15 protein-coding genes are annotated in these 20,237 nt (G+C 61.5%); 7 read left to right on the top strand and 8 right to left on the bottom strand.

All coding sequences use genetic code 11. From position 1 onward, the window contains the following. Window positions 1-129: 129 nt before the first annotated feature. The 5 genes from WG78_RS07610 to WG78_RS22370 all read left to right on the top strand — a co-directional run bounded on the left by WG78_RS07610 (window position 130) and on the right by WG78_RS22370 (window position 6,552). Window positions 130-2,220: an ATP-dependent helicase gene (locus WG78_RS07610; protein ID WP_053937206.1), complete on the top strand. Its 2,091-nt coding sequence runs from the start codon at window positions 130-132 to the stop codon at window positions 2,218-2,220. Window positions 2,221-2,374: 154 nt separating this feature from the next. Then, window positions 2,375-3,454: a calcium:cation antiporter gene (locus tag WG78_RS07615; RefSeq protein ID WP_053937207.1), complete on the top strand. Its 1,080-nt coding sequence runs from the start codon at window positions 2,375-2,377 to the stop codon at window positions 3,452-3,454. Window positions 3,455-3,566: 112 nt separating this feature from the next. Next, a complete protein-coding gene (locus WG78_RS07620; RefSeq protein WP_053937208.1) occupies window positions 3,567-4,265 on the top strand; it encodes a GNAT family N-acetyltransferase in 699 nt (232 codons plus the stop codon). Window positions 4,266-4,381: 116 nt separating this feature from the next. Then, window positions 4,382-5,824 carry an aminotransferase-like domain-containing protein gene (locus WG78_RS07625; protein ID WP_053937283.1) on the top strand — a complete coding sequence of 481 codons (1,443 nt, stop codon included), beginning with the start codon at window positions 4,382-4,384 and terminating at the stop codon, window positions 5,822-5,824. A 524-nt stretch (window positions 5,825-6,348) separates the two neighbouring features. Beyond that, window positions 6,349-6,552, top strand: coding sequence for a hypothetical protein (locus tag WG78_RS22370; RefSeq protein WP_152969112.1), 204 nt, complete (start codon window positions 6,349-6,351; stop codon window positions 6,550-6,552). Window positions 6,553-6,594: 42 nt separating this feature from the next. Here WG78_RS22370 and WG78_RS07630 read toward each other — a convergent pair whose 3' ends face one another. Further along, window positions 6,595-7,287 (bottom strand): type VI secretion system tube protein Hcp, encoded by a 693-nt coding sequence (locus WG78_RS07630; RefSeq protein WP_053937209.1) that lies wholly within the window; start codon window positions 7,285-7,287, stop codon window positions 6,595-6,597. A gap of 242 nt (window positions 7,288-7,529) precedes the next feature. On the opposite strand from WG78_RS07630, the gene WG78_RS07635 reads away from it, so the two are divergent. Further along, a complete protein-coding gene (locus WG78_RS07635; protein ID WP_053937284.1) occupies window positions 7,530-7,748 on the top strand; it encodes a DUF1653 domain-containing protein in 219 nt (72 codons plus the stop codon). A gap of 339 nt (window positions 7,749-8,087) precedes the next feature. Beyond that, a complete protein-coding gene (rsgA, locus tag WG78_RS07640; protein ID WP_053937285.1) occupies window positions 8,088-9,158 on the top strand; it encodes a ribosome small subunit-dependent GTPase A in 1,071 nt (356 codons plus the stop codon). A 97-nt stretch (window positions 9,159-9,255) separates the two neighbouring features. Here rsgA and WG78_RS07645 read toward each other — a convergent pair whose 3' ends face one another. The 7 genes from WG78_RS07645 to WG78_RS07675 all read right to left on the bottom strand — a co-directional run bounded on the left by WG78_RS07645 (window position 9,256) and on the right by WG78_RS07675 (window position 20,052). Further along, on the bottom strand, window positions 9,256-11,298 hold the full coding sequence (locus WG78_RS07645; protein WP_053937210.1) for a M3 family metallopeptidase: 2,043 nt from the start codon (window positions 11,296-11,298) through the stop codon (window positions 9,256-9,258). A gap of 130 nt (window positions 11,299-11,428) precedes the next feature. Beyond that, window positions 11,429-12,352, bottom strand: a complete 924-nt coding sequence (locus WG78_RS07650) for a tetratricopeptide repeat protein (RefSeq protein WP_053937211.1) — start codon at window positions 12,350-12,352, stop codon at window positions 11,429-11,431. A gap of 23 nt (window positions 12,353-12,375) precedes the next feature. Continuing rightward, window positions 12,376-14,403 carry a M13 family metallopeptidase gene (locus tag WG78_RS07655; RefSeq protein WP_053937212.1) on the bottom strand — a complete coding sequence of 676 codons (2,028 nt, stop codon included), beginning with the start codon at window positions 14,401-14,403 and terminating at the stop codon, window positions 12,376-12,378. Between the two features lie 97 nt (window positions 14,404-14,500). Further along, the gene (locus WG78_RS07660; protein ID WP_053937213.1) at window positions 14,501-16,195 is read right to left on the bottom strand and encodes an ABC transporter ATP-binding protein; all 1,695 of its coding nucleotides are present in this window, start codon (window positions 16,193-16,195) and stop codon (window positions 14,501-14,503) included. Window positions 16,196-16,217: 22 nt separating this feature from the next. Then, window positions 16,218-17,285, bottom strand: a complete 1,068-nt coding sequence (locus tag WG78_RS07665) for an ABC transporter permease (protein ID WP_053937214.1) — start codon at window positions 17,283-17,285, stop codon at window positions 16,218-16,220. Window positions 17,286-17,301: 16 nt separating this feature from the next. Then, window positions 17,302-18,240 (bottom strand): ABC transporter permease, encoded by a 939-nt coding sequence (locus WG78_RS07670; RefSeq protein WP_053937215.1) that lies wholly within the window; start codon window positions 18,238-18,240, stop codon window positions 17,302-17,304. A gap of 18 nt (window positions 18,241-18,258) precedes the next feature. Beyond that, window positions 18,259-20,052, bottom strand: a complete 1,794-nt coding sequence (locus WG78_RS07675) for an ABC transporter substrate-binding protein (protein WP_053937216.1) — start codon at window positions 20,050-20,052, stop codon at window positions 18,259-18,261. Between the last annotated feature and the right edge of the window lie 185 nt (window positions 20,053-20,237).

The raw sequence follows: 20,237 nt of genomic DNA on the forward strand, positions 1-20,237 counted from the left end.
GACGTGGCGCGTTTTTTGTAACCAGCGCGCCGCAATGTCAGCAATCCCGGATCGCCCGCCCGATGGTGCGCCGATCAGAGAACAAGCGTTCTATAATGCGCCGTTGCCGCTTACGATAATGTCCCCGCCGTGTCTGATACCGCTACGCTCGCTCCCCACTATCTGGATCGCCTGAACCCGGCACAACGCAGTGCCGCCGAGTTTGGCACCGGCCCCGCCGCGGCGGAAAAAGGCAACGGCCCGCTGCTGGTGATTGCGGGGGCAGGCTCGGGCAAAACCAACACGCTGGCGCATCGCGTGGCGCATTTGCTGATCGAAGGCGCGGCGCCCGATTCGATTTTGCTGCTCACCTTCTCGCGTCGCGGCGCCGAAGAAATGGCGCGCCGAGCCGAGCGCATCGTGCGCCAGATCGGCAATACGCACGCGCGGCTGGCGCAGATCAAACTGAGTTGGGCGGGCACTTTCCACGGCATCGGCGCGCGCTTACTGCGCGAATACGCGCCGCAGATCGGGCTGGATGTGAGCTTTACCATCCATGATCGCGAAGACGCGGCCGATCTGATGAACCTGGTGCGCAACGAGCTGGGCCTGGCCACCAAAGAGAAACGCTTTCCGGCCAAAGCCACTTGCCTGGCCATCTATTCGGCCGTCATCAACACGCGCGCGCCGCTGGCCGATGTGCTGCAACGCAGTTTCAGCTGGGCTGTCGAGTGGGAAAACGAACTCAAGCGCCTGTTTCGCGGTTACGTCGAAGCCAAGCAAGCGCAAAACGTGCTCGATTACGACGATCTGCTGTTGTATTGGGCGCGCATGGTGGCGGTGCCGCAGATTGCCGAGGAACTGGGCACGCGCTTTGACCATATCCTCGTCGATGAATATCAAGACACCAATCCGCTGCAAGCCACCGTACTGCTGGCGCTCAAGCCCGATGGCCGCGGCCTGACCGTGGTGGGCGACGATGCGCAATCGATCTATGCCTTCCGCGGCGCGACGGTGCGCAATATTCTGGATTTTCCCGAGCAGTTTTCGCCGCCCGCGCAGGTCATCAAGCTGGAACAGAATTACCGTTCCACCCAACCCATCCTCGAAGCCGCCAACGCGGTGATCGGCCTCTCCAATGAGCTGTTCAGCAAAACGCTGTGGAGCAAGCGCGAAAGCGCCGAGAAACCACTGCTGGTAACGGTAGGCGATGAGGTCGATCAGGCCGCGTACGTGGCGCAGCAAATCCTGGACCGGCGCGAAGCCGGCATCTCGCTTAAAAACCAGGCCGTGCTGTTTCGCGCCTCGCATCACAGCGCGCGGCTGGAGATCGAACTGACCCGGCGCAATGTGCCGTTCGTTAAATTTGGCGGCCTCAAGTTTCTGGCGTCCAGCCACGTCAAGGATGTGATCTCGGTGCTGCGCTGGCTGGAAAACCCGCGCGATCGTGTTTGTGGTTTTCGCGTGCTGCAAATGCTGCCCGGTGTCGGCCCCAAAACCGCGTCGAACATGCTCGATGCGTTGGCCAGCATGCAAGACGTGCTGGACGGCATTCTGCATCTGGATGTGCCGGGCGCGGCCAGCGAGCATTGGGCGCGCTTTCAGCAGCTGGCGCAGGCCACCTTGCCCGGCGGCACACCGTGGCCCGCTGAATTCGACAGCGTCTGCGCGTGGTACGCGCCGTTGCTGGCGCACAACTACGAAGATGCCGCGATTCGCCAGGGCGATATCGACCAACTGGCGCGCATCGCCGCCACCTACCCCAGTCGCCAACGCTTTCTGACCGAACTGACGCTCGATCCGCCCGACGCCACCAGCGATGAAGCCGGCCCGCCGCTGATCGACGAGGATTATCTGATCCTGTCGACCATCCATTCCGCCAAAGGCCAGGAATGGAACGCGGTGTATCTGCTTAACGCGGTCGATGGGTGTTTGCCGTCCGACCTGGCCACCGGCAGCGAGGCCGAAATCGAAGAAGAACGGCGCCTGGCCTATGTGGCGATGACGCGGGCCAAAGATCATCTCGAAATCATCGTGCCGCAGCGCTTTTATGTGGGCCAGCAAAGCCGTTATGGCGATCAGCATGTGTTTGCCGGGCGCACGCGGTTTATCCCGGAAAGCCTGACGCCGTTGTTTGGCCGCAAAGCCTGGCCGATTCCGGAATACAACGCCGAGAAAACGCCGCAAGGCCGGCAGGCGCTGGTGGATCTGAAAAGCAGCATGCGCGATATGTGGGACTAAATATGTGGGACCAAGAGCCGGGCCCGGCTGCTGACCGGGCGGGCCGCGCACGTAACACTTCGCATTTGCCCGGTAACAGGCTGCCCCCTACACTGCTGTGCAGAGCCGCAACCAGCGGCCGTCACCCTGTCTATCGTCCGGAAAACTCGCATCCATGCTTGACCTGAAACAAGAGAAGTTTCTGCTACTGGCGCTGATTGTCGCGCTGGTGGCGTATCCGCTTGAACACACGTTGTTGAATATGGGCCAGACGGCCGCGCTGATAGGTGCGGTGGTGCTGATTGGCGCCATCTTGCTGGCCGCCCTGCGCGTGGCGCACCACGCCGAAGTGCTTGCCGAAAAAGTGGGCGAACCGTACGGCACGATGATTCTGACGCTGTCGGCGGTGCTGGTGGAGGTGGTCATCCTGGCCATCATGCTCAGCCACGCGCCCTCGCCCACGCTGATGCGCGACACCGTGTATTCGGCGGTGATGCTCGATATCAACGGCATTCTGGGGCTGGCCGCCATTCTCGGCGGCCTCAAGCACGGCGAGCAACCGTACAACCTGGATTCCGGCAATACCTATGTGGTGATGATCCTGACCGCCATGGGCGTGTCGATGATCGTGCCCGAGTTCATCCCCGAGCCACACTGGCGCGCGTGGTCGGTGTTTACCATCATCGTGATGGTGGTGATGTACGCAATGTTCTTGCGCCTGCAAACCGGCAAACACTCGTATTTCTTCAATTACAAATACGGCAGCAAACACGGCCACGCCGAAGAAGAAGGCGAACACGGCAACGTCAAAACCTCGGCCGCGATCATGATTGCGGGCCTGGTGCTGATTGGCGTGCTGGCTGAAGCGATGGCGGTGCTGCTGGATGCCGGGCTAAAAGGCACCGGCGTGCCGCCGATTACCGCCGCGCTGGTGGTGGCAGTGATTTCGGCCAGCCCCGAAATCCTGACCGCATTGCGCGCCGCGCTGGGCAACCGCATGCAGGGCGTGGTCAATATCGCGCTGGGCGCATCGCTGTCGACGGTGATTCTGACGGTGCCGGTGATCGAAGGCCTGGCGCTGATCCGGGGCGAGCCCATCTTTATGGCGCTGACGCCGGTGCAAACCGTGATGGCATTGCTGACCTTGCTGGCGGCGGCGATCAACCTGCATGACGGCGAAACCAATGCCATCGAAGGCCTGACGCATTTTGTGCTGTTTGCCGCGTTTTTGATGCTGGCGGCGATCGGCGTTTAAGCGTTTGCGAGCGCGGCAGCTGTATCAGGGCAAGGCGGGCCTATCTGTGCCGGTGCAGCCCGCCGCGCCGCTGCTAGACTAGCCGCTCCTTTATTTTGCGGCGGCGCTGAGAATGTCCACCTATACCAACGAATTCGGTCAACCGCTGGGCTTTGCCGTGCCGGACTGGACGCCACCTGCGCATCCGCCGCATACAGTACTCAGCGGTTACGGCTGCGACCTGCAACCCTTGAATGCCGCACAGCATGCCGACAGCCTGTGGGACGCCTTTCTGGCCGACCCGGAAGGTAAAACCTGGACTTATCTCACCGTTGGGCCGTTTGCCGATAAAGCCGCCTTTGTCGAGTGCGTGCGCAGCCGCGAAACCTCGCGTGATCCGCAGTATTACGCGATCGTCGATGCCGCCAGCGGCAGGGCGTTGGGCATGGCGGCTTATCTACGCATTGCGCCGGAAGCGGGCAGTATCGAAATCGGCTGGCTCAGTTTTGCGCCCGCGCTCCAACGCAGCAAGCTGGCGACGGCGGCGATGTTTCTGTTTATGCGCAACGCGTTCGCGCTGGGCTATCGGCGCTATGAATGGAAGTGCAACAGCCTTAATCTGCCGTCCAAAGCGGCAGCCGAGCGACTGGGGTTTACCTTCGAGGGCACCTTCCGCCAGGCCACCGTTAACAAAGGTCGTAATCGCGATACCGATTGGTATTCGATGATCGACAGCGAATGGCCCGCCTTGCAGACCGAGTTTGAGCGCTGGCTGGATGACGCCAACTTTGATGCGCACGGCCAGCAGCGCAGCCGCTTGCAAACGCGTTGATACCGCACCGGCCACAACAGATGGCGTAATGCCGCTGGAATACGCCATCTGTTCCGGTCCAATCTCAAATTATCTGTATGTGTGTGGTCTGCTGACGCCAGCCGATAATGAACGCCATGGACCCACTACCGCTCTATCGCCAACTGGCGAGCCACTACCTCAACGCCATCGACAACGGCACGCTGGCCGTCGGCGCGCGCATGCCCAGTGTGCGTACGCTGATGGCGCGCCATAGCGTCAGCCTGTCCACCGCGTTGCAAGCCTGTCGCGAACTGGAACAACAAGGCGTGCTGGAAGCGCGACCGCGCTCCGGCTACTTTGTGCGCGCCCGCACCCGGGCATTGGCACCCGCGGTGGAACCGGTGTTGCATGTGGCCGATCCGGCGCAATACGTGGGCATCCATGAGCGCGTTTCCGCCATTACCGCGCGCAGTCTGCAAGCCGATGTGCAGACCAATCTGGGCGGCGCATGTGGCGCGCCCGAGCTATACCCCAACGAGGCGCTCAGCCGCACCGCTCAACGCGTGCTGCGACAAAAGCCGATGCTGTTTGGCGAAAACGCGCCGCATAACGGCGAGCCATCATTCCGCCTGACGCTGGCGCAACGCGCGCTCACGCACGGCATGCAGCTCACCACCGATGACATCATCGTGGCGCACGGCTGCGTTGAGGCGCTGAACCTGGCCCTGCGCGCAGTGGCGCAACCGGGCGACATCATCGCGGTGGAATCGCCCACGTTTTTTGGCTTGCTGCAGATTCTGGAAACGCTAGGCATGCGCGCGCTGGAAATCCCCACCAGCCCGCAGACGGGCATGTCGCTGGAAGCGTTGCAGCGCGCGGCGGAAACCTACCCGGAGCTGAAAGCCGTGGTGGTGGTGCCCAATTTTCAAAACCCGCTGGGCAGCATCATGCCCGACGCCACCAAGCAAGCGCTGGTGGCATGGTGCGAGCAACGCGACATCGCGCTGATCGAAGATGACACCTATTCCGCGCTCACCAACGACGACGTGCCGCTGCGCGCGCTCAAAGCCTGGGACAAAACCGGCAACGTGATCCATTGCGCCTCGCTGCACAAGGTGGTGTCGCCGGGCATGCGCCTGGGCTGGATTGCACCGGGCAAATGGCTGGCGCGCTGCCAGATGCTGAAATACGCACAGACGCGGCCCAACGAGGCGCTTAACCAGCTGGTGCTGGCCGACTATATGGCCACACCCGCATACGACCGCCATTTGCGCCGCCTGCGCCAGCATCTGCGCACCCAGCGCCTGCAAGTGGCCGATGCGGTGGCGGCGTATTTTCCGGAAGAAACGCGGCTGAGCGTGCCCTCCGGCGGACTGGGGCTGTGGGTGGAACTGCCCGACCAGATTTCGTCACGCGAGGTGTTTGAACGCGGGCTGGATCAGGGCATCCGCATCGCGCCAGGGATGATGTTTTCCAATTCGACGCGGTTTGATCACTTTATCCGGCTGAGCGTGGGGCTGCCGTATACGCCCGAGGTGGAACGGGCGATCCGGGCGTTGGCGCGGATTGTGGACCGGATGGGGCGCGTGGCGGCGTGAGGGGGAAAACCAGGCAAAGTCTTTGCCTGCGGCGCATTTTTGACGTTCGGCATGTGCCGAACAGACCTTAACCGCTTAGCCTGCGGCGCATTTTTGATACCCGGGGGTGCCCGGTAGCACGTTACTTTTCTTTGTCTCGCCAAAGAAAAGTAACCCAAAGAAAGGCGACCCTCCGCGCGGTAAAGCTGCGCAGAAGGGATAAGGGCAAAAGCCGAAACTAACCGTCTGCATAACCAGGATTTGCAGCTGCCGCTCCGCGGACGCGACGTTCAGTCGGAGCCCATAAACCCGGTCTCCTACCTTCTCGCGCTCAGAAGATGCCGCTGGCGTGCCTGTGGCGTTGCCTTGTTGCTGCGCAACGGCGGGTGGGCGTGGTTGTGGTGGGGTAGCATCGAACCAGGTTTTTCTTGCTGATCGCATAAAGACGGAATGCATTGCGGCGGCAAATTGCCGCGGAATTCTCAGGGCTAAGCGGCAAGTACCATGCAAGACTTGGGGTCCAGCATTCCCCCCGATACACCAACATGAAAAAAACTGCCGCCGATTATGGGCTCAAGCCCGTATCCAATAGACCCAAAATCACTTCTGCAAATGCGCACGAATATCGTGCAGAGAATCCCCCTGTACTCGGCTCACAATCGGGCGTATTACCCACGTGCGAGGAATTGGCCGAGCGGATCATCAAGCGCCATATCAAGGTAATCAAGCGTTTGGCTGACGGATCGTAATGTTGAAAACGTTGCCCCCGCAGGGGCAACGCGTCCTCTGGCTTATGCCGTCAATGCCTTTCGGCGCCGCCATTGCCGCGCCGTCAGTGCCACAGCGCCCAGCCCCATCAAAGCCCAGGTTTCGGGTTCGGGCACCGGGGCGGCGGCTTCGAAGGCGAGGAAGGATGCCAGCACATCGCTATTGCCGGTGATGGTGTTTTTGCTGAGGTTCCAGGTGGCGCTGCGCGGGTCGCCGATGCTGCCGTCCGGGTTTTGCGTCCATTGCTTGATGGTGACCACGTTCCACGCAAACGCCCCGGTCACTGCCGCTGCGCCATTGGCGCCATTCAGTTGCAGCGACGAGATGATGACATCGTTAAAAGACATCTCGAACAACGGCGTGTTTTTGGCCTCACCTGCGCCCAGGATGTAGAGGTTGGCTTCAGGCACGTGTTTGCCGCTGACGCTATCTTTGAGCAGATCAATAAACGACGTGCCCAGGCTTTGGCTCCAGCTTAATTTGGCGCCGCTGGCTTTGCCGGCGCCGCCTCCGCCGCCCACGCCGGTGCTGACCGCGTTGGTAACGCCCCATGCAAAGGTGTTGATGCCGAACAAGCCGCTGGGCGCATCGGCCGGTGGTTTGGCCAGTGCCGCGTTGCCTTCCACGCCGCTGATGCTCAGATAAAAGCTGTTAGCCAGCGCGCCGCTCATGCTCAGTGCAAAGGCCGTACCGCCGATCAGGGTTGCGATTTTCATGACTACACTCCACAGGTTGGTAGGGGCACAACCTTTGCAGCGTATGCAGCTGACCCGTGCAGACAGCGCTTTTCACCGTTCTGGAAAGACAGGCGGAGCGCAAGAACATTCTAAATTATTTATATAAATCAAAATTTTGCAGTTATCCTGCCGTCGATAAGCGTGGCTTGCGCGCGCGGTGCTTGCCGTGGTCAGCGCCAGCGGCCATGATGCGCGTTTTGATCTTTGCGGGCCGCCTTGCCATGACTGAAACCGAAGCACGCCAACTTGCCACGCACCAGCATTACAAAGGCGGTTTATACCGCGAGCTGGGCACGGCCACCCATTCCGAAACCGGTGAGGCGATGACGGTGTACGAACATTTGTGGCCGCATACGCGCGCGTTGTGGGTACGCCCGGCCGAGATGTTTCATGGCGATTTGCCTGATGGTTCGCCGCGCTTTCGCGCGCTAGCAGGCTAAGTCGTCCCGGATTATCAACTGTCGCAAAAATACGCCGGTCTGCCTTCATACGCTTGACGCCTCATGTCAGCACCGCGCAGACTGGCCGCTCTTTTCCCCCACGTCCACAGGAGATTGCCATGGTTAATGTTGATCACACCCTCCTGTCGGCCGCTGCCTGATCAGGCACTTGTTTCCGCTTCCGGAACACACGCACTTTTCCTGCTGATCTTGCTGCCTTAGATGGCAGCCCGCCGACTCCCGCTCCCTGGTGCTATGCCCGCGTGATGGCTTTGTCACGTCTGGCGTGGTCAACGCTCGCCGCCGTGCGGGCGCATGAAACGTGGAATCACGCCCATCATGATTGCAATTCAATCTTCCCGACTGCAGGCCATAGGCCTCAGTCACAGTCTGATTAACGCCGTTGCCGCTTTACCTGAAGCCGCGCTGCCCGATATGCATCTGGCGCGCATTATCGAAATCCAGCGTGACCAGCTGACATTGCACGACGGCCTGGCCGAGCATCACGCGCGCACCTTGCCGTGGTTAGCCGCCGAGTTACACCGGGCCGGATGCCCGCTCGCGGTAGGCGACTGGGTGTTGGCGCAGACCAACGCGCTTACCGAAATCTGGGTGGCCGCGCGCGTACCGCCGCTCAACCAGCTGGCGCGTCGCGCGGGCGATGGCAGCCGCCAACCTTTGGTCAGCAACGTCGATACCGCGCTGCTGGTGATGGGCCTGGACCATGACTACAACCCGCGCCGACTGGAGCGTTATCTGGCGCTGACGCATGCGGCCGGCGTGCAAGCCGTGGTGGTGCTCAGCAAAGCCGATATCGGCGAGCTGGTGCCCGAACGCATCGCTGAATTACGCGCCCGCTTGCCCGCGCAGGTGCCGTTGCTGGCGCTCAACGGGCTATCCGGCCAGGCGCGCGCCGAGCTGCAGCCATGGTTGGGCGAAGGCCAGACCCTGGTGTTGTTGGGTTCCAGCGGCGCGGGCAAATCCACGCTCACCAATACGCTGCTGGAAAACGCCAACCAGGCCACCAGCGCCGTGCGTGAAGGCGACAGTCGTGGGCGTCACACCACGACGGCAAGGTCATTGCATCGGCTGCCGGGTGGCGCATGCATTATCGATACGCCCGGCCTGCGCACCTGGCGCGCGGATGCCGATGCGGCCGATGTCAGCGCCAGCTTTGAGGACATCGATACGCTGGCCACGCTATGCCGTTTTCGCGATTGCCAGCACCACGATGAGCCCGGCTGCGCGGTGCGCGACGCGATTGATGCGGACCGCTTGCGCAATTATCACAAGCTGCTGCGCGAGGTGGAGCGTAGCCAGATGACGGCATTGCAACGGCGCGAGGCAGGGCAAAAATGGAAAGCCATCGGCAAGGCAGGCAATGCGCGGGCGCGCGCCAAGCGCATGTAAGCACGCGGCCCTGCCCGCGCGCCCACGCTAAAAAAGCAAAACCCGGCGGTACGCATCAAGCGCGCCGCCGGGCTTTGTTCCAGCCAGCCACTAACAATCAGGCTGTGGTCAGCAAACCGCGCTTGCGCAACATCGGGCCCGCCTGCGGCTCGCGGCCGCGGAAAGCCGCAAAGGCTGCGCGCTGTTCGCGGCTATCGCCCGCGCTGTAGATATAGCGGTACAGCTTTTCCGCCAGCGCCGGGTTAAAAGCGTCGCCGGTCTCGTCGAAGGCGTCAAACGCTTCGGCCTCCAGCACCTCGGCCCACATATAAACGTAATAACCTGCGGCGTAGGCTTCGCCGCTAAAGATGTGGCGGAAGTGCGGCAAGCGGTGGTTCATGCCGGCTTCGTGCGGCACACCCAGGCGTTCGCGTTCTTCGGCTTCAAACACGCCGATATCGATGCGGCTGGGGTCTTCTTGCAGATGCAGCGCCAGGTCGATCAGCGTGCTGGCGGTGTAGCGGACGGTCTCAAAGCCCTGGTTAAACGTTTGCGACGCGCGGATGCGCTCCACCAACGCGGCCGGGATCGGTTCGCCGGTTTGCCAATGCCGCGCGTGTTGCGCCAGCACTTCGGGCACCAGCGCCCAGTTTTCCAGCAACTGCGACGGCAGTTCGACATAGTCTTGTGGCACTTCGGTGCCGGACAAACGCGCGTAGGTGACGTTCGACAGCAAGCCGTGCAAGCCGTGGCCAAATTCATGGAACAAGGTGCGCACGTCATCAAAGCTCAGCAAGGTCGGGCCATCGCCGCCTTTGGCAAAGTTGTTGTTATTGATGACGATAGGCAGCGACTCGCCACCATTGCGATGTTGCACGCGGAAGGTATGCATCCACGCGCCGCCTTGTTTGTTGGGACGCGCGTAGTTGTCGCCAATAAACAGGCCCATCACCGCGCCATTGCGGCTCACTTCCCAGAAGCGTGCATCGGGGTGATACAGCTCGACGTCGTGGCGCTCTTTAAAGCTCACGCCAAACAGGCGATGGGCGCAATCGAATACCGCTTCCAGCATCGCATCGAGGCTGAAGTACGGTTTGACCTCGGCATCTTCCAGCGCAAAGCGCGCGGCGCGGACTTTCTCGGCCAGATAGAACCAGTCCCATTGCTGGATATCAGTCGGTTCGCCCAGCGCGGCGGCTTGTTCCACCAGCGCGCTGCGCTCTTCCGCCCAGCGTGCTTTGGCGGGTTCCCACACCTGGCGCAGCAAGTCATAGACGGCCGACGGCTTGCCCGCCATCCGGTTGGCCAATGCGTAATCGGCAAAGCTGTCAAAGCCCAGCAAACGCGCTTGTTCGATGCGCAGCGTCAGAATTTCGCGTGCGATCGGCGTGTTATTGCGTTCGGGATGCTCACCACGCGTGGTCCAGCCGCGCCATGCGGCTTCACGCAGGTCACGCCGGGTGGAGAAAGTCAGAAACGGCACCACCGACGAGCGCGACAGCGTAATCACATGCCCGTCTACGCCACGTTCTTGCGCGGCGCTGTGGGCAGCCTGGCGCAACCAGTCCGGCAAGCCAGCCATATCCGCTTCGCCCTGCAACGCCAGTTTGAATTCGGCTTCATCGGCCAGCACGTTCTGGCCAAATTGCGTTTGCAGATCGGCCAGGCGCGACACGATGGCGGCAAAGCGTTCGCGATCCGCGCCCTGCAGCAGCGCGCCGGTGCGCACAAAATCCTTGTGGAAGGCGTCGAGCAAGCGGCGTTGTTCTTCCGATAGATCCAGCTGATCGGCTTGCTGGTACACCGCGTTCAGGCGCGCAAAAAAACCGGCGTGCATCGACACCTTGCTGTAATGCTGCGCCAGCAACGGCGCCATCTCGCGCTCGACGGCTTGCAATTCAGCCGGAGACTCGGAGGCCGTCAGGTTCTCAAAGGTAAAGCGCACCGCTTGCAGCTTGCGGCCCGCGCGATCAAACGCGGCCACGGTGTTTTCAAACGTCGGCGCCTCGCTCTGGTTGGCCAGCGCATCGACTTCGGCCAGATGCTCGGCAAACAGCGTCGCAAACGCGGGCGCGAAGTGTGCGGGCTGGATGGCGGCAAACGGCGGAATTTGCCACGGCGTGGTCCACGTTTGCAGCAAAGGGTTGTTCAGATCGGTCATGGTGCGCGGGCCTTTTGGGCGTAACAAACGCAACCGCCATCGGTTACGTTTAAATGACAAATAAATGAGCGCTGACTTTGCCAGCCTGGGTAAGACCGGTCAAAGCGGGTGCGCCCCACTGTGTTTTCAATCAGACAGGCGCAGTCTGGCCGACGGCGCGGGCTTTTTCTTCGGCGAACCAGGTCTTCAGATCGGCCTCGTCAAACGCATCGGCCAACGCCTGGGCATCGGCCAGCGCGTGGCCATAGCCTTCCGGGTTGCCCAGCACGCGCAAAGCGTGCGCGCGGGTCAGCAAGATAAACGCCTGGTCGACGGGCTCGCTGCCATGGGCTTCGATCAGCGCTAACGCCTGGTCGGCGAATACCAGCGCCTGTTGCGCTTGCCCCGCCACATTGGCCACCAGCGCTTGCAGATACAGCGCGCGTTCGTGGTTTACCCATGTGCCGCAGCGCAGCCAGAATTCCAGCGCCACCTGGGCGGCTTGCTGCATCAATTCGCTTTGCTGCGGCGTACGCGTGGACTGCTCCAGCAAGGCCGTGGCCAGGTTGTTGCTGACGATGGCCATCGAGCGTTGCACGTCGCTGTCGTTTTGTTGCCGCGCCGGTAGCAACAGGCCGCGATAGATGGCCGCACCCTCTTCAAAGCGGCCAGTGCGCACCAGCGGGCCGGGCAACTGACCGCTCAGTTTTAGCTGACGCAGGCTGGCCTGGCTGGGCGACAGCGCATGCAAGCGATGTTGATTGGTCAGCGCCGCCATGCGGTCGCCATCCAGCGTCTGCGCCACAATCAACGACGACAACATCTCGGCGATGCCCGGGATTTCGGTGCCGTCGTCGGCAAAGTCTTGCTCAAACCCGGCGGCCACGCGCTCGGCGATGGCCAGCGCTTGTTCCCAGTCATTCAGGTGTTCGCCCAGCACATGGTTGCTCAGCCGCAACAGCGCGGCGGCTTGCAAGGCGGTGGCCGGTTGCGCAGCGGCCACCCGCGCCGCCACTTCGGCGGACGCGCGGGCATGGTCTTTCCAGCCTTGTTCGATCAACACATCAAAGTCCATGCCTGCTCCTTGCGCGCCGTTAATTACCACATGTGGATGCGGTCTTGCGGCGCCTTGTACATCTTGTCGCCGGGCTTGGTGCCGAATGCTTCGGCAAAGCCGTCGCTGTTCATCGAAGCGCCAATCGCGCGGAATTGCAGCGGCGAATGCGGGTCGGTGGCCACCTGGCGCAACAGCGCCGCATCGCGCATCTTGCCGCGCCAGATTTGCGCGAACGCCAGGAAAAAGCGCTGATCGCCGGTCAGCCCGTCGATGACCGGTGCGGGCTTGCCATTCAGCGACAGGTGATACGCTTTATAGGCAATTTGCAGGCCCGACAGGTCCGCAATATTCTCGCCGAGCGTCAGTTTGCCGTTAACGTGTTTGCCTGGCAGCGGCTCGTAGGCGTCGTACTGCGCCACCAGCTTGCTGGTCAGCGCTTCAAACGCGGTACGGTCGGCCGGCGTCCACCAGTTCTTAAGATTGCCATCGCCATCATACTGGCTGCCCTGGTCATCAAACCCATGGCTGATTTCGTGGCCGATCACCGCGCCAATGCCGCCGTAATTGGCCGCGTCGTCCGCTTTGGGGTTAAAGAACGGCGCTTGCAGGATGGCGGCCGGGAACACAATCTCGTTCATCGCCGGGTTGTAATAGGCGTTGACGGTTTGCGGATACATGCCCCATTCGGTGCGATCCACCGGCTTGCCCAGTCGGTTCAGGTCGTATTGATAGCGATAAGCGGCCGAGCGCGTCATATTGCCGAACAGATCATCCGGCTTGATCTCCAGCGCGCTGTAATCGCGCCATTTGCTGGGGTAGCCAATCTTGGTGGTATAGGCGGCCAGCTTTTTCTGCGCCTGCACACGTGTCGGCGGCGACATCCAGCTTACGGTCTCGATGCTTTGCTGGTACGCCTTCAGCAGATTAGCCACCAGCGCTTCCATGCGCGCTTTGGATTCGGGCGGGAAATACGCCGCGGCCCATGGTTTGCCCAAGGCATCGCCCAGCGAACCATTGACGGCCGACACGCCACGCTTCCAGCGTGCGCGCTGCTCGGTCGCGCCGGTCAGCGCGGTGCCATGCAGCGCAAAGTGCGCCTGCACAAAGTCTTTGGACAGCAGCGGCGCGGCGGCATCGAGCGCGCGTGCTTTCAGATAGCTTTGCCAGGTGGCCAGCGGTTGTTTTTTCAGCAACTGGCCCAGCGCTTCGGCATAGGTCGGCTGGCTGATATCCACTTGCGCCACCGAGCCCAGGCCCGCGTTATCCAGCCAGGTGTTCCAGTCAAAATCGGGCGCGGTTTTCGGCAGCGCGGCGCGGGTGCGCGGATTGTGCGTTTTAACCGGATCGCGGTTTTCCACATTGGTCCATTGCACCTGGGCAATCGCGGTTTCCAACGCCATCACGGTTTTGGCTTGTTCGGCCGGGGCTTTTTCGCCTGCCAGCGTAAACAGCCTGGTCAGATAGGCCACGTAGGCTTCGCGCGCTTTGGCAAAGCGGGCGTCGTCGCTCAGATAGTAATCACGGTCCGGCAGACCCAGGCCGCCCTGGTTCACGCCCACTTCGTAGCGGCGCGCATCATCGGGGTCCTGGCCCACACCAATGTTCAGCGGCAGATCAATCGACACGTATTGCAGCTTGCCCAGCGTGGCAAACAGGTCGTGCAGATTGGCAATCTGGTCGATTTGCGTCAGCGCGGGTTTAACCGGCGCGGCGCCCAGTTTTTCCAGGCGCGCTTCATCCATATAGCTGCGATACAGATCGGCAATCTTCTGCTCATCCGAGCCCGGCGTTTGCGCCGTGGCCATGGCGGTTTCCAGCAGCGTCTTCGAGCGCGCTTCGCTTTCGTCGCGCAGCGTGTAGAACGCGCCGATGGCGAATTGGTCGGCCGGAATCGGCGTGGCTTTAATCCACGGGCCGTTTACATAGTCAAAGACGTTGTCTTGCGGGCGCACGCTGGTATCAAACTGGCTCTTGTCGACGCCTGCGGTCAGCGGTTCGGAAATGGCGGCCTGAGCGCTCAGGCTCAGCGAAACGGCAACGGTGATGGCTGCCAGACGGAACAATTTCATCGACGGTTCCTTGATCTTGGGGGAATGGGCAAAACTGCACACGCTGAGGCCAGCGCGCGCCGGGCAAAGTTCCGGCGCGCGCGGCTTCAGGGACGGCTCAGGCGGCCTGGGGCTGCCAGCCGGTCGGGATCGAATCGAGCAACTTGCGGGTATACGCCGCAGCGGGCGCGCGGTAGATGGCGTCGGAATCGCCCTGCTCCACCACTTCGCCCTTGTTCATCACCAGCACCTGGTCGGAGATGTGTTTAACCACCGCCAGATCGTGCGAGATAAACAGGTACGACAACTTGTATTCGTCCTGCAGCTCTTGCAGCAGGTTAAGTACTTGCGCCTGCACCGACACATCCAGCGCCGACACCGATTCATCGCAAATCAGCACTTCGGGTTTCAGCGTCAGGCAACGCGCGATGGCAATACGCTGGCGTTGCCCGCCGGAAAACTCATGCGGATAGCGCGACAAGGAACGCGCCGGCAGACCCACGCGGTCCAGCAACGCTTGCGCCATCTTCACGCGCTCCATCTGCACCCGGCCGATGCCGTGCAACATCATCGGCTCGGTCAGGATTTGCTCGACGGTAAAGCGCGGGTTCAGCGAGGCATACGGGTTCTGGAAAATAATCTGGATGCGGCGTTTGTATTCGTGGAATTCGCGCGCCGACATCGCCAGCAAATCCTTACCGTGGAACAGCGCCTTGCCGCCCGTGGCCTGATGCAAACGTACCAGCGTCAACCCCACCGTGGTTTTGCCCGAGCCCGATTCACCCACAATGCCCAGCGTCTTGCCGCGCGGCAGCTGGAACGACACGTCTTTAACGGCATGAAACTGGCGTTTGCCAAACAAGCCCTGGCGGATATCAAACGACTTGGCCAGATGCTGCACGTCCAGAATGATCTCGTCGCTGGCCTCATAGCCGCGCACGCGCTCACCCGGTTTGACGTAGCCGCCGGGCTGCATGAAGTCATCGATCACGGCCAGGCGCAACGGACGGCTGTCCAGATGCGGCCGGCAGTTAAGCAGCGCTTTGGTATACGGATTGGCGGGCGCGTTAAAGATCTGTTCCACCGAACCGGCTTCGCGGATTTCGCCGTGGCGCATCACGACCACGTCATCGGCAAACTCGCCCACCAGGCCCAGATCGTGCGTAATAAACAGCACCGACATGCCGTGCTTTTTCTGCAGATCGGCCAGCAATTGCAGAATCTGTTTCTGGATGGTCACATCCAGCGCGGTGGTCGGTTCATCGGCGATCAGCAATTTGGGTTCGCAGGCTATCGCCATGGCGATCATCACGCGTTGCTGCTGGCCGCCGGACAATTCGTGCGGATAGGCTTTGGCGCGCTTTTCCGGGTCGGGCAAGCCCACTTCGGTCAGCAGCGCCACGGCGCGCTTGAAGGCGTCACGGCGGCCCAGACCGGCGTGCAACATCAGCGTCTCGGCAATCTGGTCGCCGACGGTAAACACCGGGTTCAGCGAGCTCATCGGCTCCTGAAAAATCATCGCGATATCTTTGCCGCGCATTTTGCGCAGCTCGGCGCCTTCGAGCGCCAGCAGATCGCGGCCTTCAAACGTCACCTGGCTGGCCGGGTCGATCACCGTATTGCGTGCGGGCAGCAATTGCATGATGGCCATCGAGGTGACCGATTTGCCCGAGCCCGATTCGCCCACCAGCGCCACCGTGCGATTGCGCGGGATATCGAAGTTGATGCCTTTCAGCGCTTCGGTCAGCTCGCCTTCTTCACCCCGGAAACTGACTTTGAGGTTGCGGACTTGCAGCAGTGTGTCTTGATTCATGAGTTCCGTACTCCAGTCCGTCTTAGCGCGCTTTGGGGTCGAGGGCGTCACGCAGGCCATCGATCAACAGGCTGAATGTGGTCACCAGCAGCGACATCGCGATGGTGACGGCCACCATCTGCCACCAGAAGCCCTGCACCAGCTCGGCCGGCGCTTCGGCCAGCATCGAACCCAGGCTGACCTGGGTAACGCCCACGCCAAAGCCGAGGAAAGACAGAATGGCTTCGTACTTGATCAAGGCCACGGTCAGCAGCGAGAACTGCACCAGCAGCAGGTGCGAGATATTGGGCAGAATGTGCACAAACATACGGCGTGCATCGCTGGCGCCAATCGCGCTGGCGGCTTGCACATATTCGCGGCTGCGCAGCTTGAGGTATTCGGCGCGCACCAGGCGGAAGGTGCCGGTCCAGCTGGTCAGCGCCATCACGATAATGATGGTCTTGATGCCACGGCCCGCCACGGCGGCAAACGACAGCAGCAACAGCATGTCGGGCACCGAGGTAAACACGCTGTAGAACCAGTTCAGAAAATCATCGACCTTGCCGCCAAAATAACCGGCCACCGAACCGAGCGAGGTGCCGATCACAATCGACAACAGCGCGCCCAGCAAGCCGACAAAGATCGACGTCGATGCGCCCTTCAGCGTTTTGTGGATGACATCGCGGCCGCGCAAATCCGCGCCAAACGGCAGCGATTCCAGCTTGGCATCGTTGGCGGTGGCGTACTTGCCCATGTTCTGCCGGGCGATCTCCATTTCCTTGCCGATCGGGTCTTCTTCCGGCGTGACCATGATCAGCGCGGGGGCCGAGGCGGTACCGCCCGCCACCGGCGCTTCGGGTGGCAGCGTATCGGCCACGGTTTTGGCAAGGAACGACGGCGGCGCGTACGGCACGGCAATCTGCGCGCGCCAGCCATCGCCGAGGATATTCAGCCAGCCCGCCACGGCCAGCAGCATGTAGGCCATCACCACCCAGAACGAGCAGAAGGCCACCTTGTTGCGTTTGAGACGCCGCCAGCCCATGGCCCACAAACCGCGTTGCGGTCGGGTTTCGGTGGCCGCGGGCGCAGCTTGATTGATCATTGTTGTCATGTGTGTGCCCCGGCGCTTATTTGAGTTGCACGCGCGGATCGATCAGCTTGTAGATTAGATCGGCCAGCAGGTTAAAGACCATGGTCGCCAGTGCGACATAAACAGTGATCGCCTTGATGATGGGGAAATCACTGTTGTTCATGGCGCGCACCACTTCGTTGCCCATGCCCGGAATCTGGAAAAAGCTTTCCAGCACCAGCGCACCAATCAGCAAATACGGCAGCGACATCATCACGGTGGTCACCACCGGGATCAGCGCATTGCGCAGCACATGTTTGAGCATTACTTTCTGCTCGCTCAGACCCTTGGCGCGCGCGGTGCGCACGTAGTCGTGGTTCATTTCTTCCACAAAGAACGAGCGATAAAAGCGGATATCCGGGCCCAGCGACACCATCAGGCCCATCAGCATCGGCAGCGGCACGTAGATCAGCAGGTTGGTCCAGAAGCCATGGCCCCAGCCGCCCACCGGAAACAAACCCCACTTGTAGGCCAGCAGATACTGCCCCGCCACGATGTAGACCAGCGCGCTGATCGACATCGCCAGCGTGCAGCAGATGGTGACAATGCGGTCGGTAAGACCGCCGCGGAAGTACGCCACCAGCGCCGCCAGCGGCACCGCCAGCAGCAAATCAACCACCAGCAACGCGCCGCTGAGGGTTAGCGACGGGCCAACGCGGCTGGCCAGCACATCGCGCACCGGCTGCTGGCTGCCCCACGAGGTGCCAAAGTCGAGCGTGAACACCTGTTTGACGAAGATCATGAATTGCGTGGTCAGCGGCTGGTCCAGGCCCAGTTGGGCGCGCACGTTGGCCAGCGTGGCCGGGGTCATGTGTTTGCCGGCCAGCACCAGCGAAGGGTCGCCGCCAAACACCGAGAACAGGCAAAACACCAGCAGCATCACCCCGAACAGCGTGGGGATCATCTGCAAAACGCGTCGAATAATGTACGAGAGCATGATTAGGGTCCGTCCGCGTTATTTCTTCTGGATATCGGTAAAGCGCCACGAGGTCTGGAAGATGGGATGAACCTCATCGCCCAACACCCACGGCTGCATCATGCGATTGCGAAAACGCGTTTCGCCCGGGGCCCAGGCCGAGTCCTCCGACACCACCTTGTTCATCGCGTCATACAGCTTGTCGCGCTCGGGGCCGGCGTGCAGTTGCTGCGACTGCTCGTACAGCTTGTCGTAGCGCGGCGAGCTGTAGCAGCTGACGTTTTCCGCGCCGATGTTCTTGCTCCACATCAGCATCTGGAAATTGTCGCCATCGGGGTAATCGGCGATCCAGGCCGCGCCGGTGATGCCATAGGTGCACGAACGCATCGCCTTCAGCAGATCGTTGAACGCCACGTGGCGGAACGACACGCGCAGCTTGAGCACATCAAACGCCTCTTGCCAGTACTCGTCCCACTGGCGGCCAATCGCGCCTTCGTTGCTCAGAAAATCAATGGTGAACGGCTTGCCATCGGGCGTGGTGCGATAGCCATCGGCGCCAATCTTGTAGCCAAACTGGTCCAGCAGCGCTTGCGCTTGCGGTCGGTTGTAGGGGAAGAACATGCGGAAGTGCGGGTTATGCCCCTGCACGCCCGGCGGCGTGATGTATTCGACGCGCACGGCGTTATTGCGGCGGATATCGCGCATGGCCGATTGCTCGTCAAACGACATGGCAATAGCGCGGCGCAGCGCAATTTGCGGCTTGCCCAGGCCACCCAGAATCGGGTCTTTGCCATTGAACGAGAAATACGTGATTTCGGGATCGAGCGCGCGGCTGAGCTTGAGGCCGATCTTGGCGTACTCGTCCTTGATTTTGGCGCGGCGCGGATTGTTGGGGTCGATGGTCAGCACGCCACGGATCAGCGGCTGCGGCACGCCATACAACTCATCCAGCTGCTGGCTCTTGAACTGCAGCCACATCGGTTGCTCTTCGGTAAACACCGTCACTTCGATGCGGCCGATTTGCGGATAGGTCTTGCCGTTCATTTCCTTCGCCACGCGCTGGCCTTCGGCGTCGTCGGCGGCAGGTTGAAAATTGAACACTTCGTGGCGGAAGTTGGGGTTATAAATCAACACCGTTTTAACGCCCGGCTTCCAGTCTTGCAGCATGTAGGGGCCGGTGCCGACCGGGTGCGCCGGCGTATTGGACGCATAGCCTTCGATCACTTCGCGCGCTTGCGGCGACGTGTGCGGCATGGCCAGGATGTATTGCAGGCCCGGATAAGGCGTTTTGACTTTGAGCTGCAGCGTGTAGCGGTCGACGGCCTTGATGCCCTCCACCACCTTGTCGTAGTCGAACTTGCCGCCCGTTTTGCCTGCGGCATCGGCCAGTTCATCCACCCCGACAAAATGCCCCAGCACCAGATAGTTGGACGGCGAGGCCACAGCCGGGTCCGCCAGGCGTTTGAGGCCATAGGCGGCGTCGGCGGCGGTCAGCTCGCGCTTGACGCCTTTAAAGATGGGGTCCGGCGAAAAATAGATGCCGTGGCGCAAATGAAAGATGTACGTGGAGCCGTCGGCGCTCACCTCGGGCAGCGCGGTCACCACATTGGGAATCAGCTTGGCCGGGCGCGCCACGTAGTCGTACGTGAGCAACGGCTCGAAGATGTTCTCGCCCACGCCGTGCGAATACACGTCCGACACCTTGGCCGGGTCATAGCCGGTTTCGGGTGCGTTGAATGACGCGCGCAAGACCTTGTCCGGGTCTGGATCCGCATGCGCCGTCAGTGCAGAGACGCCCAGCAACGCGGCCAATGCCGCCTTGTACATGTTCATATTGCCCCTTCCTTCATACCGGGCCGCCGGGATCACCTGCGGCGCATACGCAAACTGTCTGGCAGGGCTGCAACGGTCGGGTCGGACCGCTGCGGCGCGGCCGGACAGCGCGCCAGACGCGCTTCTTGTGGCGCGGTTTTGCACAACACGCCGCGCTGGCATTTGCCTGTTTTTTAAGCAAAAAC

The sequence above is a fragment of the Amantichitinum ursilacus genome (genome assembly GCF_001294205.1).
In the GTDB taxonomy this organism is placed as follows: domain Bacteria; phylum Pseudomonadota; class Gammaproteobacteria; order Burkholderiales; family Chitinibacteraceae; genus Amantichitinum; species Amantichitinum ursilacus.